The organism is Pseudovibrio sp. Ad13 (assembly GCF_001623225.1).
Taxonomy (GTDB): Bacteria; Pseudomonadota; Alphaproteobacteria; order Rhizobiales; family Stappiaceae; genus Pseudovibrio.
In genome coordinates, this window is the sequence record NZ_LMCC01000002.1 from 484,039 (window position 1) to 501,017 (window position 16,979).

Below are 16,979 nucleotides of genomic sequence, written 5' to 3' on the forward strand. Positions count from 1 at the left end.
TTTTCCCATGTTTCCCTTAGGAAATAGGGGTTTCAGTGGGAAACTCACAATTTTTTGAGTGGTAAACCTTTCACCTGCCTTGTTTTAGGGGCAGTTTCTTAAGGTCTTTATGGTTAATACGCCTTAATTCACAAGGCTGGGATGACACCACTATGAATCGTAGTTTGACGATTGCATTTGTTTCTGTAATTGCACTTTCCACAATAGCGTGCCAACGGACGACGTATACCCGTAGCTATGTCTCTCCGTTGCCTGCTTCTCCGATCTCACCAATCGAGGGTCAGACCCTGTCGCCGATCACTCCTGGTCAGCCAGGCGCTGAAGGCCAGATCTTGGTTGACGGTCAGGACGCGAACGCTAATTCGCAGGTTGTTTCTGCACCTCCTGCTCCAAACGTCAATGCAACAGGTGGCTCTGTGGGCCGTACCGATCTGCTTGGCGGCTGGAGCGTCTCTTCAGGTGGCGACAACTGTAAGCTCTTCATGACGCTGACCAAGTGGAGCGGCGGTTACCGTGCAAATACGCGCGGCTGTAGCGATGCAACGCTCTCTCAGATTTCTGCATGGAATCTGAATGGCAGTCAGGTTGTCTTGAAAGACGCTGGCGGCGGAAACGTTGCGACCCTCTCTGGGGCTGGAACCAACTTCTCTGGTCAAACAGCGAACGGCGCTCCAATCAACTTCGCCCGCTAATCATCATCTGATGATCCTATAAGTTTCGAAGCGTTGCGCCGATATCAGGTGCAGCGCTTTTTGCCTTTGTTTAAGTGCGCCGCAGAATTTGATCAGATGTGAGACGTTGGTTTTACGAATAAACCCTATTGTACTTGCGTCTGGGTAGCGCTCTCCTTTATGCCATGGGCAAATATAGCCCATCGGATCGGCGTGATTTGCCCTCTGAAATACAGCTTAAGGAATGTGAGCTCCGTGCTTGAGAATACGTCTAACCTAACAACCGTCCTTGCCCACTACGAAGCGATGGTGGCGCGGGGCGACCTGGAAGCCGATCCGGCGCAAATTCAGGTGGCAAAGTCTCTGGATGCTTTGACTGCAGAAATGGTGCAGCGAAAGCCGGAAGAAAAGAAGGGGCTGTTAGGTCGCCTGCTTGGAAAAAGCAAGGAAGAGCCAGACTACATCAAAGGCCTGTATATTTGGGGATCTGTAGGACGCGGCAAAACCATGCTCATGGATTTGTTCTACGATCTAAGTCCTGAACCTAAAAAGCATCGTTCCCACTTCCATGAGTTTATGGAGGAGATCCACGATCGCATATTTATGGTCCGCAAGAAGATCAGTGCTGGGACGATCAAAGACCGCGATCCGATCATCCCGGTTGCTGAGGAGATCATCAGTACAACGCGGCTCCTGTGCTTTGATGAGTTCACTGTAACCGACATCGCAGATGCCATGTTGCTCGGGCGGCTTTTCGGCAAATTGTTCGAGGCTGGCGTTGTCGTCGTGTGTACCTCAAACGTGGTGCCGGATGAGCTCTATAAAGACGGACTGAATAGAAATCACATTCTTCCATTCATCCGTTCTTTGAGTGAGCGAATGAGTGTCATCCATTTGGATGCGCCGACGGATTACCGCCTCGAGAAGCTCTCTGGCTCCGACACGTATCTTGAGCCGCTTGGTCCTGAAAGTCTTCAGAAAATGGAGAAACTTTGGGCTAGTATGACTTATGGCCTTCAGTGCCATCTTATTGAGTTGGAAAATAAAGGCCGGAAAATACCCGTGAGCCGCACCTGTAGCGCGATTGTCTGGTTCACATTTCAGGAATTGTGTTGCACCCCGCTAGGGCCCTCTGATTACCTGCGTATTGCACATGCTTTCAACACAGTTTTCCTCGAAGGTGTACCTGTCTTGGACAAGGCGCGTAGGAACGAAGCAAAGCGATTCATCAATCTGATTGATACGCTCTACGACAATCACGTTCATCTCGTGATTCAGGCAAGCGCAGAGCCGCAGGAGCTCTATGTTGCCTCATCTGGAACCGAAGCATTTGAGTTTGATCGGACAGCTTCGCGCTTGATCGAAATGCGTTCGGAAGAGTACTTGATGCGTGAGCATAATATCGAAACCTGAAAAAATTTAATTTTATTCAGAAATGACGTATTGAGAGCTTATCCAAACTGCTAAAAAAACGTCATTTTACGGAAAATAACGCGGATGTGTGCTTCATTTGGGTTGCGCACATCCGTCAAAACCGCTACCCACTGCGACAAATAGGCACCATATATCATGGTTCTATGTTACGTAAAGGGGAGCTCCTCATGGCGCGCAACAAGATTGCTTTGATTGGATCCGGTCAGATTGGTGGCACACTTGCACACCTCGCTGGTCTGAAAGAACTGGGTGATATCGTTCTGTTCGACATCGCTGAAGGTATGCCTCAGGGCAAAGCTTTGGACCTGGCAGAATCTTCTCCAGTTGACGGCTTTGACTCTGGTCTGTCTGGCACAAACACCTATGAAGGCATCGCTGGTTCTGATGTCGTCATCGTGACTGCAGGTGTTCCTCGTAAACCTGGCATGAGCCGTGATGATCTGCTTGAAATTAACCTGAAGGTTATGGAGCAGGTTGGCGCTGGTATTAAGAAGTACGCTCCAGACGCATTCGTAATCTGCATCACCAACCCGCTCGACGCGATGGTTTGGGCTTTGCAGAAATTCTCCGGTCTTCCAGCAAACAAAGTTGTTGGCATGGCTGGCGTATTGGATAGCGCTCGCTTCCGTTACTTCCTCGCTGAAGAATTCAAAGTATCCGTAGAAGACGTAACCGCATTCGTTCTTGGCGGTCACGGCGATACAATGGTTCCACTGACACGCTACTCCACTGTTGCTGGCGTTCCACTCACCGATCTGGTGAAAATGGGCTGGCTCACTGCAGAGCGTCTCGAAGAAATCGTTCAGCGCACCCGTGATGGTGGCGCAGAAATCGTTGGTCTTCTGAAAACTGGTTCCGCATTCTACGCACCAGCTGCATCTGCTATCGCAATGGCAGAAAGCTATCTCAAAGACAAAAAGCGCGTTCTTCCATGTGCTGCATACCTTGACGGCCAGTATGGTCAGAAAGACATGTACCTTGGCGTGCCAACTGTTATTGGCGAAAACGGCATCGAACGTATCATTGAAATTGATCTCAATAGCGATGAAAAAGCGATGTTCGACAAATCCGTTTCTTCTGTAAACGGCCTTGTTGACGCTTGTAAGAAAATCCAGCCTGCTCTGGCATAAGCCACGCAAGCTATGATCTGAAAGACTGGCAGCACTAGGCGTTGCCAGTCTAGCTCCCTGCTTCGGCAGGGCCCCTTAGAATGGGAAGGGCAGATGAACATACATGAATACCAGGCCAAACAGGTCCTGAAGGAATACGGCGCACCTGTTGCTGAAGGTGTTGCAATTTTCTCCGCTGATGAAGCTGAAGCCGCTGCAAAAAGCCTTCCAGGCCCGTTGTGGGTTGTGAAGTCTCAGATCCACGCAGGTGGTCGCGGTAAGGGTAAGTTCAAAGAACTCGGCCCAGAAGCAAAAGGCGGCGTTCGTCTTGCATTCAACTTGGATGAAGTAAAGTCCCACGCTGCTGACATGCTCGGCAACACTCTGGTGACTGCACAGACCGGTGATGCTGGTAAAGTCGTAAACCGTCTTTACATCGAAGACGGTGCGGACATTGACCGCGAACTGTACCTCTCTTTGCTCGTCGACCGCACATGTGGTCAGGTTGCTTTCGTAGCATCCACTGAAGGCGGCATGGATATCGAGGAAGTTGCGCACAATACGCCAGAGCTTATCCTCACTCTGCCAATCGATCCGCTTCAGGGCGTGACCGAAGACAAAGCATCTGCTCTTTGTGACACCCTCAAGCTTGAAGGTGAAGCACGCGCGGATGGTATGAAGCTGTTCCCAATCCTCTACAAAGCATTTGTAGAAAAGGATATGGCGCTTCTCGAAATCAACCCATTGATCGTTATGGAAAGTGGTCGTCTGCGCGTTCTGGATGCGAAAGTATCCTTCGACGGCAACGCACTGTTCCGCCACGAAGACATTGTTGCCTTGCGCGATAAGACCGAAGAAGACGAAAAAGAGATCGAAGCTTCCAAGCACGACCTCGCTTACGTTGCTCTTGACGGTAACATTGGCTGCATGGTGAACGGTGCTGGTCTGGCAATGGCGACCATGGACATCATCAAGCTGTATGGTGCTGAGCCTGCAAACTTCCTCGATGTTGGCGGCGGCGCTACCAAAGAGAAAGTAACTTCTGCGTTCAAGATCATCACGTCCGATCCAAACGTACAGGGCATTCTGGTCAACATCTTCGGTGGCATCATGCGCTGTGATGTTATTGCAGAAGGCGTTCTGGCTGCTGTTAAAGAAGTTGGTCTTCAGGTTCCTCTCGTTGTGCGCCTCGAAGGCACCAACGTTGAGCTTGGCAAAAAGATCATTAGCGAAAGCGGCATGAATGTTATTCCTGCTGACGATCTCGACGATGCAGCTCAGAAAATCGTGGCTGCTGTGAAGGAGGTCGCATAATGTCTATCCTCGTCGACAAAGACACTAAAGTCATCGTTCAGGGTCTGACCGGTAAAACCGGCACATTCCACACTGAGCAGGCACTGGCATACTTCGGCACCCAAATGGTTGCCGGTGTACACCCTAAAAAAGGCGGCGAAACCTGGTCTTCCGGACTTGAATCTGCTGCTGAACTGCCAATCTTTGCTTCCGTTAAAGAAGCGAAAGACGCAACCGGTGCAAACGCTTCTGTTGTTTACGTCCCACCAGCAGGTGCAGGCGCAGCAATCATCGAAGCTATCGACGCTGGCATTCCTTTCATCGTTTGTATCACTGAGGGTATCCCGGTTGCAGACATGGTGAAGGTTAAAGCTCGCCTCGACGCATCCGACAGCCGTCTTCTCGGTCCAAACTGCCCAGGCGTTCTGACACCTGAACAGTGTAAGATCGGCATTATGCCAGGCTCCATCTTCCAGAAGGGCTCTGTAGGTATCGTTTCCCGTTCAGGTACACTTACTTATGAAGCAGTCTTCCAGACTTCGCAGGAAGGCCTCGGCCAGTCCACTGCAGTCGGCATCGGTGGTGACCCTGTAAAGGGCACTGAGTTCATCGATATGCTGGACCTGTTCCTGGATGATCCAGAAACAGAATCCATCATTATGATCGGTGAGATCGGTGGTTCTGCAGAAGAAGAAGCAGCTGAATGGCTCAAAGAACAGGCTGCAAAAGGCCGTTCTAAGCCAATGGTTGGCTTCATCGCTGGTCGTACAGCGCCTCCAGGCCGCACCATGGGTCACGCAGGTGCTGTGATCTCTGGCGGTAAAGGCGGAGCGGACGACAAGATCGCTGCAATGGAAGACGCGGGCATCCGTGTATCTCCATCCCCAGCTAAGCTTGGCAAGACCCTTGTTGCTCTTCTCGAAGAGTTGAAGCAGGGTGCTTAATAATTACACCTCCTATACCATTTAGGAGGCATACTAAATCGACTGTCGGTGAATCACTTTCATCGACAGTCTTGAGAAGGCAGTAAGTCCCCAGGCTTGCTGTCAGTCGCGGGACCCAAGGGTATGTGGTGTGTGACACCCGCCCAAAGAAAGTAGGGCGGATCAACAGTCCGCTTAAAAACGATGGCTCGGCAGGACGCGAACAACGTATTCGCGCTGACGTCGTTTCTTTACGGCGCCAACGCTCCTTATATTGAAGAGCTTTATGCTCAATATCAGGAAAACCCGAATTCACTCGACCCCGAGTGGAAAGAATTCTTTTCTTCGCTTCAGGACAATCCAGAAGACGTAATCAAGGAAGCTCGCGGAGCAACCTGGCAGCGTTCTGATTGGCCAGTTCCAGCAAATGGTGAACTGGTTTCAGCTCTTGATGGCGACTGGCCCGCTGAAAAAGAAGTCAGCAAAAAGATCAAGTCCACGGCCAAGAAGAATGGTGTTGAGCTAACCGAAGATCAGGTGCTGCAGGCAACTCGCGATAGTGTTCGTGCGATCATGATGATCCGTGCTTACCGTATGCGCGGCCACTTGCATGCTGATCTTGACCCGCTCCGCCTTGCTGTTCCTGGTGACCATGAAGAGTTGCATCCCGCGACCTATGGCTTCTCTGAAGCGGACTGGGATCGGAAGATCTTCCTGGACAACGTTCTGGGCATGGAATTCGCCACCATCCGTGAGATGCTGGAAATTCTGAAACGGACCTATTGCTCCACCCTTGGTGTCGAGTTCATGCATATTTCTGATCCAGCTGCAAAAGCATGGATCCAGGAGCGCATTGAAGGTCCGGACAAGCATGTTGCCTTCACACCGGAAGGTAAGAAAGCGATCCTCAATAAACTTGTTGAGGCCGAAGGCTTCGAGAAGTTCCTTGATGTGAAATACACCGGTACAAAGCGTTTCGGTCTGGACGGTGGTGAAGCACTGATCCCGGCGCTTGAGCAGATCATCAAACGCGGTGGTGCTCTTGGTGTTAAAGACATCGTTCTGGGCATGGCACACCGTGGTCGTTTGAACGTTCTGTCTCAGGTGATGGGCAAGCCACATCGCGCGATCTTCCATGAATTCAAGGGCGGTTCATATGCTCCTGATGATGTGGAAGGCTCTGGTGATGTGAAGTACCACCTCGGTGCCTCTTCTGACCGCTCCTTCGACAACAACAACGTTCACCTGTCTTTGACTGCGAACCCGTCTCACCTTGAGATCGTAAACCCGGTTGTTCTGGGTAAGGTTCGTGCCAAGCAGGACCAGCTTTCTGATTGGAAAGAGACATCAGAAATTGACCGCAGTAACGTCCTCCCATTGCTTCTGCACGGCGATGCTGCGTTTGCTGGTCAGGGTGTTGTTGCTGAATGTTTCGGTCTGTCCGCGCTTCGTGGTCACCGCACTGGTGGTTCGATCCATGTGATCATCAACAACCAGATCGGTTTTACAACCAACCCACGTTTCTCACGGTCTTCACCTTATCCGTCTGACGCCGCGAAAGTGATTGAAGCGCCGATCTTCCATGCAAATGGTGATGATCCGGAAGCTGTGACTTTTGCCGCAAAGATTGCAACTGAATATCGTCAGAAGTTCGGACGCCCAGTCGTGATTGATATCATCTGTTATCGCCGCTTTGGCCATAACGAAGGTGACGAGCCTGCGTTTACGCAGCCAATCATGTACCGCAAGATCCGCAAGCATGAAACAACCCTTCAGATCTATGCTGACAAGCTGGTCAAAGAAGGTCTGATGTCTGCTGAGGACGTTAATAAAGCAAAAGCTGATTGGCGTTCGCATCTGGATCGTGAGTTCGAAACAGGCCAAACCTACAAGCCAAACAAAGCCGACTGGCTTGATGGCCGTTGGTCTAAGATGAAGATTGCTAAGGAAGTCGATGAGCCGCGTCGTGGTTCTACTGGTCTTTCAATGGATGAACTCAAGGAACTTGGCGGCAAGCTGACTAATGTTCCTGATGACTTCAATGCACACCGCACGATCCGCCGCTTCATGAACAACCGTGCCAAAATGATTGAGACCGGTGAAGGTATCGATTGGGCAATGGGCGAAGCAATGGCATTCGGTGCATTGCTGAAAGAAGGCCATTCCGTTCGCTTGTCCGGTCAGGATTGTGAGCGCGGTACCTTCTCTCAGCGTCACTCTGTTCTGTATGATCAGGAAGACGAAGACCGTTACATCCCGCTGAACCACGTTGGTGAAAAGCAGGGTCGTTACGAAGTCATCAACTCAATGCTTTCTGAAGAAGCAGTGTTGGGCTTTGAATACGGTTACTCGTTGACAGAACCAAATGCGCTGACCATGTGGGAAGCACAGTTCGGTGACTTCGCAAACGGTGCGCAGGTGCTGTTTGACCAGTTCATCTCCTCTGGTGAGCGTAAATGGCTTCGAATGTCCGGTCTGGTATGTTTGCTGCCGCATGGCTATGAAGGTCAAGGGCCTGAGCACTCCTCAGCACGCCTTGAGCGTTTCTTGCAGATGTGCGCGGAAGACAACATGCAGGTAGCCAACTGTTCGACACCGGCTAACTACTTCCACATCCTTCGCCGTCAGTTGAAGCGTGACATTCGTAAGCCACTCGTTCTGATGACGCCAAAGTCTCTGCTCCGCCATAAGCGTGCAGTTTCCAAACTGGAAGATTTCGGCGCAGACGAAAGCTTCCACCGTCTCCTTCACGATGATGCTCAGACGAACCCAGGTTCAACTGTTGAGCTGAAGAAGGATGAAGACATCCGTCGCGTGATCCTGTGTACAGGTAAGGTCTACTATGACCTGCTCGAAGAGCGTGAGAAACGTAACATCAACGATGTTTACATCCTCCGCGTTGAGCAGCTCTATCCGTTCCCGACCAAGTCCTTGTGCGTAGAGATGGGCCGCTTCAAGAATGCAGACGTAGTCTGGTGTCAGGAAGAGCCAAAGAACATGGGCTCATGGTTCTTCATTCAACAGTACATTGAATGGGTTCTGGAGCATGTGAATGCAAAAGTGCATCGCCCGCGTTACGTTGGCCGTCCACCAGCTGCTGCAACAGCAACCGGCTTGATGTCAAAGCACTTGGCTCAGCTACAAGCTTTCCTCGACGATGCATTCGCCGAGTAAGTACCTCGTAATCAGGTAAGTCCGACAGGCCTTTTAGGGGCCCTGAAACGAAAAGAGATAGAGACAATGGCGACGGAAATTCGAGTACCCACTCTGGGTGAATCCGTAACCGAGGCAACAATCGCTCAATGGTTCAAAAAACCGGGCGATGCGGTGAATGCAGATGAGCCACTGGTTGAGCTGGAAACAGACAAGGTAACTGTTGAAGTGCCTGCACCTGTAGCCGGTAAACTGGACAGCATTGATGTGAAAGAAGGCGAGACTGTTGAAGTTGGCACCCTTCTTGGTTCCATCGCAGAGGGCGCAGCTGGTGCTGTGTCCGCTCCTGCTGCCGAAGCTGCACCGGCTGCTAAAGCAGCGCCTACTGCAGCTGCTGAAACAGTTGAAGTTCTGGTACCACACGCTGGTGAAAGTGTTACCGAAGCTGAAGTTGGCGAATGGTCAGTTAAAGTTGGTGACGTTGTAAAGGCTGACGATATCCTCGTTGAGCTGGAAACAGACAAAGCTGCTCAGGAAGTACCTAGCCCAGTTGCTGGTACCGTGGTTGAAATCGCTCAGGCAACTGGCGCAACTGTTGAGCCTGGTAACCTGCTCTGCAAAATCGCTAAAGGCGACGGCGCAGCTGTTGCCGCTGCTGCTCCGGCAGCTGCCGCAACAGCTCCAGTGGTTTCTGGCACAAGCATGCCAGCAGCACCTTCTGCAGCAAAGATGATGGCTGAAAAAGGTCTCTCCGCTGATCAGGTTGCAGGCTCCGGTAAACGCGGTCAGGTTCTTAAAGGTGATGTTCTCGCAGCTGTTGCTGCTGGCGTTTCTGCTGCTCCGGCAGCCGCTCCAGCTCCTGTTGCAGTGCGCGCCGTTTCAGCTCCGACTGACGAAGTGCGTGAAGAGCGTGTTCGCATGACCAAGCTGCGCCAGACGATTGCGCGCCGCTTGAAAGATGCTCAGAACACTGCGGCTATGTTGACCACTTACAACGAAGTGGACATGAAGCCGATCATGGACCTGCGCAAGCAGTACAAGGACATCTTTGAGAAGAAGCACGGCGTAAAGCTCGGCTTCATGGGTTTCTTCACCAAAGCAATTACCCATGCTCTTAAAGAAATCCCGGCTGTAAACGCTGAGATCGATGGCACTGACATCATCTACAAAAACTACGCTCATATCGGTGTTGCTGTTGGCACTCCGAAGGGTCTCGTGGTTCCTGTTGTTCGTGATGCAGACCAGATGTCTATTGCTGAAATCGAAAAAGAAATCGGCAACCTCGGTCGTAAAGGCCGTGATGGCAAGCTCTCCATGGCAGACATGCAGGGTGGTACCTTCACCGTTTCTAATGGTGGCGTCTACGGTTCCCTGATGTCCTCTCCAATCCTGAATGCACCGCAGTCCGGTATCCTCGGTATGCATAAAATTCAGGAGCGTCCGGTTGCGATCAACGGTCAGGTAGAAATCCGTCCGATGATGTATCTGGCTCTGTCTTACGATCACCGTATCGTTGACGGCAAAGAGGCAGTGACCTTCCTGGTTCGTGTTAAAGAGAGCCTTGAAGATCCACAGCGTCTGATTCTGGACCTCTGATATAAACGTGCCCGGCACTGGCCGGGCACATTTGTTTTAAGGGAAATTGGCGCACTTCTCTTCGTTGCAGCCTTCTCCCGTCTACTTACAGGGATTTGCAAATGTCCTACGATCTCGTCGTCATCGGTACCGGCCCAGGCGGTTATGTTTGTGCAATCAAGGCAGCTCAGCTCGGCATGAAAGTTGCTGTGGTTGAGAAGCGTAAGACCCATGGTGGTACCTGCCTGAACATTGGTTGTATTCCATCCAAAGCTCTGCTGCATGCCTCTGAAATGTTCGAGGAAGCAAACCACAGCTTTGAAGCCCTTGGCATCAAAACGTCCAAGCCAAAAGTGGACTGGAAGGCAATGCTGGCGCACAAAGATAAAGTGATCGACGGCAATGTGACCGGTATCGATTACCTCTTCAAAAAGAACAAGATCGACGTTCACTTTGGTACTGGCCGCGTGCTGGGTGCTGGTCGCGTAGAAGTAAAAGCTGAAGACGGCTCTACTTCCATCGTTGAAACCAAGAACATCGTTATCGCAACAGGTTCTGACGTGATGCCTCTGCCAGGTATCGAGATCGATGAGAAAACTGTCGTCTCTTCAACTGGCGCCCTGTCTCTGGATAAAGTGCCGAACCGTATGACAGTTGTCGGCGCTGGCGTTATTGGTCTTGAGCTTGGTTCTGTCTACGCCCGTCTTGGTGCTGAAGTGACCGTTGTTGAGTTCATGGACAAGATACTCGGCCCAATGGATGCAGATGTTTCCAAGCAGTTCCTCCGTATGCTGAAAAAGCAAGGCCTCAAGTTCAAGCTGTCCTCGAAGGTAACTGCGGTTCAGAAAAAAGGTCGTGCTCTGGAAGTGACCGTTGAGCCAGCAGCAGGTGAAGCCGCCGCCGCTACTCTGGATGCAGACGTGGTTCTCGTCGCGATCGGTCGCCGTCCATATACGGAAGGTCTTGGTCTGGCAGAAGCAGGTGTTGAGCTGGACGAGCGTGGCCGCGTGAAGACAGACAACCACTACAAAACCAACGTTGACGGTATCTTTGCTATCGGTGATGTGATTGCTGGCCCGATGCTTGCGCACAAAGCGGAAGACGAAGGTGTTGCAGTTGCAGAAATGCTCTCAGGTCAGGCTGGTCACGTAAACTATGACGTCATTCCTGGTGTTGTTTACACCTCTCCTGAAGTGGCCAGCGTCGGCAAAACTGAAGAAGAGCTGAAAGCTGCTGGCATCAAATTCAAGTCCGGCAAGTTCCCGTTTTCCGCAAATGGTCGTGCAAAAGCAATGCTGCACACCGACGGTTTCGTCAAAGTGCTGGCTGACGCTGAAACAGATCGCGTGCTTGGTGTTCATATCGTTGGCTTCGGTGCTGGCGAAATGATCCACGAAGCATGTGTTCTGATGGAATTTGGCGGTTCCTCTGAGGATCTGGGTCGCACCTGTCACGCGCACCCAACCATGTCCGAAGCAGTGAAAGAAGCTGCTATGGCAACATTCGCCAAGCCAATTCATATGTAATCTGGAATTTCTGGATTAAAAAAAAGCCGCTTCAGGAAACTGAGGCGGCTTTTTTGCTACTGGCGGACCAGAATATAACTGCGGGTCTTGTTGGGAATTGTTGGATCATGGTTTTCGGTGCGGACATATGCCTGAATGCGCTCTCCCATTGGCCGCAGCTCAATATGCTGGGCTTTGAAGAAACCACCGAACCGGAACGTGAGTACGCCAGAAAAGCTAAGCTGTCCTGCAGCCCAACCCCATTTGCAATCGCGAGGAGAGCAGCTGGTGAAGGCACGAGCACGCACAACCAGTTGGCCGTCAAGGCATTGCCCTTCAACTTCAATCTGAGAGAGCTCTTTCAAACGTGCTTTGGGATTTTCCCAATCCCCCAGCTCCGCCATTTCTGATTTGCGGACTTCACAGGCGGTTTGCGCTTGAGCTGCAGAAACAAGAAAGGCAAACGTGCAGAAGAATATGCACAAAAATGATGTTTGTCTAAGTTTCATGACTAAAAGCTCCCCGCCTAGTCCTCTCATATATCAATGTAGATGGGCTCTGCGAGGAGTAAATGCGTGTTTTATCCTATCACCCTAGGTCTTTTACGCTTTTGACGATGTCCTGAAGCTTGCGCGTAGCTGCGGATGGACTGGATGCCCCACAGATTGCTGAAATAACTGCAATCCCATCAGCTCCAGCTTTGATCACCTGATCCGCATTAGCAAGCGAAATTCCGCCAATTCCAACCACAGGCAACTGAGATTGAACCGTTAAACCGGCAAAGCTCTGCATACCCATGTCAGCCGCATCATCCTTACTGTTCGTCGGGAAACAGGCGCCTATGCCAAGGTAATCACAGGCGGAAATATCCGCAGTATCCAGCTCGTCCTGAGTGCTGACCGAAAGACCTAGCAGCTTATCTGAGCCGATCAGCTCCCGGGCTTTCGTGGCATCCATATCATCCTGCCCAACATGAACACCGTCCGCATCAACCGCTAAGGCAACATCTACACGATCATTGACGATTAGCGGCACATTCAACGGTTTCAACGCTCGCATCAACCGCTCTGCCAGCTCAATTTGCTTGCGCGTGCTGCCAGTCTTGTCACGAAGCTGCACAACAGTAGCGCCGTTTTGTGCGGCTGCGATTGCTATGTCGACGGGATCCTGACCGGGGCAGTCTTGCGGCCCCAGCACCAGATAAACGGACAGATCAAGCAACGGTTTCATGCATTTCAATCCGTGCTGTTGCGTTGAGGATATCGCTGTTCAGCTGATAGAGGCCGTTAATGATATCCAGCTGCAAGCTTGCTGGTCCTGCTGAATTTTTTGCAGCAATTTCACCAACCACTCCGAGGAAAACCATTGCATCAACAGCAGCATCAAATGGGTCATCGCAAACTGCCAGTGTTGCGCCAGTCAAAGCCGTTGCCGTACAGCCAAGACCAGTCGCATAAGGCATCATCTTATCCCCGTTGGCGACTTCAGCAGTGCGCGCACCATCAGTGATGAAATCGACCGGACCAGAGACAACAACAACAGCGCCCGTCTGCTTCGCCAGTTCTTTCGCTCCTGCGAGAGCAGCCTCCGAACTATCGGTGCTATCAACGCCTTTTCCTCCTGCACCCTGACCAGCAAGTGCCATGATTTCAGAGGCATTGCCACGAATGACGCTCGGCTTATTCTCCAGCAATTCACCAGCTAGCTTGGTGCGGAAGGTCAGCGCTCCAACAGCCACCGGGTCCAGCACCCAAGGGCGACCAGCTTTGTGGGCAGCAGCAGTTGCCAGCTTCATCGCCTCTGCCTGAGCAGGGGTAACCGTGCCAACGTTGACCACTAATGCACCTGTAACACTTGCAAGTTCAGGGGCTTCTTCTGGGCCATCCACCATGGCAGGGGAGGCGCCAATGGCCAGCAGGGCGTTCGCTGTGGTGTTGGCCACCACGATGTTCGTCATGTTATGGACGAGTGGACTGTTGTCACGAATTGCAGAAAGAGTTGCGCAAGCGCTTTCGACACGACCCATTTTTATCCTCGGTCTTGTTGTGCGAAAGAGAGCTGGTATCAGGGACTTGGCAAACTGCCAGACAATCTATCCCCCAACACGGCGTGAGTGCTCCCTTCGCTGGAATTATCCAGAGCAGGTTCTTCGAGTATGATCTCAGCCACAACACACGTGTCGGGCACCCCGTTTCACATCGACGAACCTAGGGGATCTGCTAAGGGAGATCAAGGTGATGTGAGGGAGGGGGACAACCTATCAACGACGCGGGTGTGCCTTGTCATAAGCGTCCAACAGCTGTGCACTGTTCACTTCCGTATAAATCTGTGTGGTAGAAAGGCTTGCGTGCCCCAGTAGCTCCTGAATGCTCCTCAAATCCCCGCCTTCAGAGAGCAAATGAGTTGCAAACGAATGGCGTAAAGCGTGAGGAGTTGCGGTGTCTGGTAGACCAAGAGCACTGCGGATTTTTTGCATGGCCAGCTGGATCATACGCGCATTCAGCGGGCCACCACGAACGCCGCGAAACAGCGGTGAGCTGCCCGACAGATCATAAGGGCACTGCTTTTTGTAGGCTTCAATAGCTTCTATTACCACTGGCAGAACCGGAACAAGCCGTTCTTTGTTGCCTTTACCGCGAATCTTCAGCGACTTATCCCCCTCCTTCGGCGCTGAGGCCGATGTCAGAGACAGCGCTTCAGAGATACGGAGACCGCAACCGTAGAGCAGTGTGAACACCGCTGCGTTGCGGGATTCAACCCAGGGAGTGTCCTCAAAAGCGAGATCGCTGCTGACAATCGCTTTGGCTTCCTCAACGGGGATAGGCTTGGGCAGGCTGCGGGGAAGTCTCGGCGTACGAACAGCTGCAGCACCAGCCGCATTCACCTCACCGCGCTCCTCCAGAAACGAGAGGAAGGAGCGGATGCCAGCCAACCCGCGGGCAAGCGTCCGCGTCTGCGCGCCATCCCTCCGACGCGTCGCCAGAAATGCGCGAAAGTCCTTTGGTTTCAAAGACTCCAGATGCCGCAGGGCAACCGGTTCGCCTTCATAACTGGTCATGAAGCGCAGGAACTGACGGGTGTCGCGCTCATACGCTTCCAGTGTCCGTTCAGCCAGTCGCCGTTCAGAGCCCAGATGATCAATCCAGTCTTCTATCGCTGCGGTAACATCTGGTTTGCAGATGATGAGTAAGTCTTCGCCGCTATCAAGGGAATTTGCCATTCGCAAAGTGTAAGCGCCAAATCTGGCTGAATGGTTACCAAAAGATAAACATACACGCCTTTGCGAAATGCCTGCGCAAATTCAGTTGATGACGATTGGCTGCCCGTGATCACTGATGATCCGGTCAATTTCCTGCCGAGCGGCCATCGCAAACCGTTTCTGGTTCTCGGTTGGCACCACAGAATCCCCCAAAACGACGATGTTCTCGTCATTAAACCGGTTCGCCGGGCCTGTGTAATTGAAGCTGCCGACAATCATAATGCTATCATCAATTACCATAAGCTTATGATGAAGCTTACCAATTCGGCTTGAACCGCGAACGAAATGCAAATCAGCACCAGCTTCTGCTAAAGGCTGAGTGGCTGCCCAGTCCTGTCCGCCTTGCCGGGCATCAAGCGCACCACGCACCTTTCGCCCAGCCTCCATCAGCAGCAACATGGCATCATCAATGCCGGAGCTTTTGGAGAAGGTGAAGATAGCAAAGTCCACTCGTTCCTTAGCTTTTGTCATCTGTTTGGTGACTTCCATCTCTGGTGCGTGGTCCGGTGCAAAGCAAACTTTCACGCGGATGTCGTCAACAATCACTTCTTTCGGTGTGTTCTCGGCTTCGTTGTCATCAACGCTGTATCGGCCAAATCGCCCCCGTTTAATCTCCCTGAATTCCCGTTCAAAGATATCGGCAACCTTCTCATTCTTGATGATGAGAAGATGGTTCAGGTTGCGATGTGTGCCGGTCTCAGTGAAGTTTGTGGAGCCGGTCAGAACAGCATTGCCATCGCGAATGATGAATTTCTGATGGAATATCCGTGGGTTAAAGTCAGTCCGAACCCACACCTTAGAGCGCAGCAACGCCGCGTGAAGTTGCCGGTTCACCTCGTTCTCAACACGAGGGTCGCTTGAGTGCGGGTCGTCTGCTGGCTCATCTACGCTCAGGTAATCCGCCTCGGACACCACTCGCACCCGCACCCCGCGTCGCTTTGCGTTGATAAGTGCGTTGGTTATGCGTTTATTGTCTATTTCTTGAATTGCTATGTCGAGCGAGCGCTCTGCAGCATCAATAAACCCGATAATCTCTCCCTCAAGATCATCCAGCGGGTTATCCGGTAAATGATCGAGGACTGTCTTCGGACCAACAAGGAATTTAAGATTCTCAGTTTCAACTGCCATTGTACCCTCCCACCGTCATAACACCTTACCCTAGGGTAGATGATGTGTCGGTACACAATTATGACGGTAGGAAGCGAAAAGAGGACCTAGCTAGAAACCAACCGAAATAAGTGGATTGGTGTTGCCTTGAATTTCCAGGATGCGAGCATCACGCAGCTGCTCTTCTTCAGAGACCGGATCCTCTGCCATCCAATTGTTGAACATCTCCACTTCAGTCTCTGTCAGAGGCATGCCGTAGGTGGTCTGCATGTACAGATAGATCCGCGCAATATCACCGCGCGTCTCAGCCATCGGCTCGGCAACTTTCCGGCTGCTGTCAATCTCAAAGTCACAAGCACCGTAAGTCCGGTCTTCGCCAGTAATAACGGCCATGCGATAATTGGAGCGGTCTCCGTTTAACTCACCAACGGCTGGAACGAGGTTATGGAGATCAGCTTCCATGCGCTTGAAATCTGCATCAACTTTAGAGCAGCACCGGCGGCCCTTATAGGATTTGCCCTTCTTGGTGGTGCAGGCAGGGTCGCCTTCACTCCAGCAAGCCCGGGTTTTGCCAAAACGGGAGGCCGGAACAATATGCTCCCACTCAATCCGCTTGCCGCGCTTGGCGTTTTTGCGCGGAGTATACCCGCAACTGTCCGCATCAACCTGCTTCTTTCCATTGTAGGTGCAACCACAATAGAAGGTCTCGCGATACTCTTCTGACGGATAAATATGCTTCTCCAACAGGCGCTTGGCCTGAGAGAAGCTGGTTGGCGGCGCAGAAAAGGCTGCAGTTGTCCAGATGCAAGCTAAAAGGGCAGCAGAGAATACGATGAGGTTACGCATGAAGGAGTCTTTCGCAAGCGTATCCCTGAAAAGTGGTCTCCGGTTTTCAGATAAGGATACGCATTAATAAAGATCTTGAATGAGGCGCGTGAATGAAATGCACG

At 51.8% G+C, this 16,979-nt stretch carries 14 protein-coding genes and 1 riboswitch; of the genes, 8 read left to right on the forward strand and 6 right to left on the reverse strand.

Features of this window, described 5'->3' with window-relative positions; all coding sequences use genetic code 11:
* Window positions 1-152 precede the first annotated feature (152 nt).
* The 8 genes from PsAD13_RS03075 (at window position 153) to lpdA (ending at window position 11,684) form a co-directional block, all read left to right on the forward strand.
* On the forward strand, window positions 153-692 hold the full coding sequence (locus tag PsAD13_RS03075) for an AprI/Inh family metalloprotease inhibitor (protein WP_063294848.1): 540 nt from the start codon (window positions 153-155) through the stop codon (window positions 690-692).
* Between the two features lie 234 nt (window positions 693-926).
* Complete coding sequence (zapE, locus tag PsAD13_RS03080) at window positions 927-2,084, forward strand: cell division protein ZapE (RefSeq protein WP_063317379.1); 1,158 nt, start codon at window positions 927-929, stop codon at window positions 2,082-2,084.
* Between the two features lie 188 nt (window positions 2,085-2,272).
* The gene (gene mdh, locus PsAD13_RS03085) at window positions 2,273-3,235 is read left to right on the forward strand and encodes a malate dehydrogenase (RefSeq protein WP_057462983.1); all 963 of its coding nucleotides are present in this window, start codon (window positions 2,273-2,275) and stop codon (window positions 3,233-3,235) included.
* Between the two features lie 93 nt (window positions 3,236-3,328).
* Window positions 3,329-4,528 carry an ADP-forming succinate--CoA ligase subunit beta gene (gene sucC, locus PsAD13_RS03090; protein WP_057462982.1) on the forward strand — a complete coding sequence of 400 codons (1,200 nt, stop codon included), beginning with the start codon at window positions 3,329-3,331 and terminating at the stop codon, window positions 4,526-4,528.
* On the forward strand, window positions 4,528-5,451 hold the full coding sequence (gene sucD, locus PsAD13_RS03095) for a succinate--CoA ligase subunit alpha (protein WP_057462981.1): 924 nt from the start codon (window positions 4,528-4,530) through the stop codon (window positions 5,449-5,451). The genes sucC and sucD overlap by 1 nt, the downstream gene beginning before the upstream one ends.
* 183 nt (window positions 5,452-5,634) lie before the next feature.
* On the forward strand, window positions 5,635-8,604 hold the full coding sequence (locus tag PsAD13_RS03100) for a 2-oxoglutarate dehydrogenase E1 component (protein WP_063317236.1): 2,970 nt from the start codon (window positions 5,635-5,637) through the stop codon (window positions 8,602-8,604).
* Between the two features lie 66 nt (window positions 8,605-8,670).
* Window positions 8,671-10,179 (forward strand): 2-oxoglutarate dehydrogenase complex dihydrolipoyllysine-residue succinyltransferase, encoded by a 1,509-nt coding sequence (gene odhB / locus PsAD13_RS03105; protein ID WP_063317237.1) that lies wholly within the window; start codon window positions 8,671-8,673, stop codon window positions 10,177-10,179.
* Window positions 10,180-10,280: 101 nt separating this feature from the next.
* Window positions 10,281-11,684: a dihydrolipoyl dehydrogenase gene (gene lpdA / locus PsAD13_RS03110; protein WP_063294244.1), complete on the forward strand. Its 1,404-nt coding sequence runs from the start codon at window positions 10,281-10,283 to the stop codon at window positions 11,682-11,684.
* Window positions 11,685-11,740: 56 nt separating this feature from the next.
* Here the strand turns inward: lpdA and PsAD13_RS03115 are convergent, their stop codons facing one another.
* The 6 genes from PsAD13_RS03115 to PsAD13_RS03140 all read right to left on the reverse strand — a co-directional run bounded on the left by PsAD13_RS03115 (window position 11,741) and on the right by PsAD13_RS03140 (window position 16,875).
* On the reverse strand, window positions 11,741-12,172 hold the full coding sequence (locus PsAD13_RS03115; protein ID WP_063317238.1) for a hypothetical protein: 432 nt from the start codon (window positions 12,170-12,172) through the stop codon (window positions 11,741-11,743).
* A gap of 79 nt (window positions 12,173-12,251) precedes the next feature.
* Entirely contained in the window at window positions 12,252-12,893 is a 642-nt protein-coding gene (gene thiE, locus PsAD13_RS03120; protein WP_063317239.1) for a thiamine phosphate synthase, read from the reverse strand.
* Window positions 12,877-13,689 carry a hydroxyethylthiazole kinase gene (gene thiM / locus PsAD13_RS03125; protein ID WP_063317240.1) on the reverse strand — a complete coding sequence of 271 codons (813 nt, stop codon included), beginning with the start codon at window positions 13,687-13,689 and terminating at the stop codon, window positions 12,877-12,879. Before thiM ends, thiE begins: the two co-directional genes overlap by 17 nt.
* A gap of 72 nt (window positions 13,690-13,761) precedes the next feature.
* Window positions 13,762-13,864: riboswitch (TPP riboswitch) on the reverse strand.
* Between the two features lie 59 nt (window positions 13,865-13,923).
* On the reverse strand, window positions 13,924-14,883 hold the full coding sequence (locus PsAD13_RS03130; RefSeq protein ID WP_063302677.1) for a tyrosine recombinase XerC: 960 nt from the start codon (window positions 14,881-14,883) through the stop codon (window positions 13,924-13,926).
* An 81-nt stretch (window positions 14,884-14,964) separates the two neighbouring features.
* Entirely contained in the window at window positions 14,965-16,050 is a 1,086-nt protein-coding gene (locus PsAD13_RS03135; protein ID WP_063302678.1) for a phospholipase D-like domain-containing protein, read from the reverse strand.
* A gap of 90 nt (window positions 16,051-16,140) precedes the next feature.
* Window positions 16,141-16,875, reverse strand: a complete 735-nt coding sequence (locus PsAD13_RS03140; RefSeq protein ID WP_063302679.1) for an endonuclease — start codon at window positions 16,873-16,875, stop codon at window positions 16,141-16,143.
* Between the last annotated feature and the right edge of the window lie 104 nt (window positions 16,876-16,979).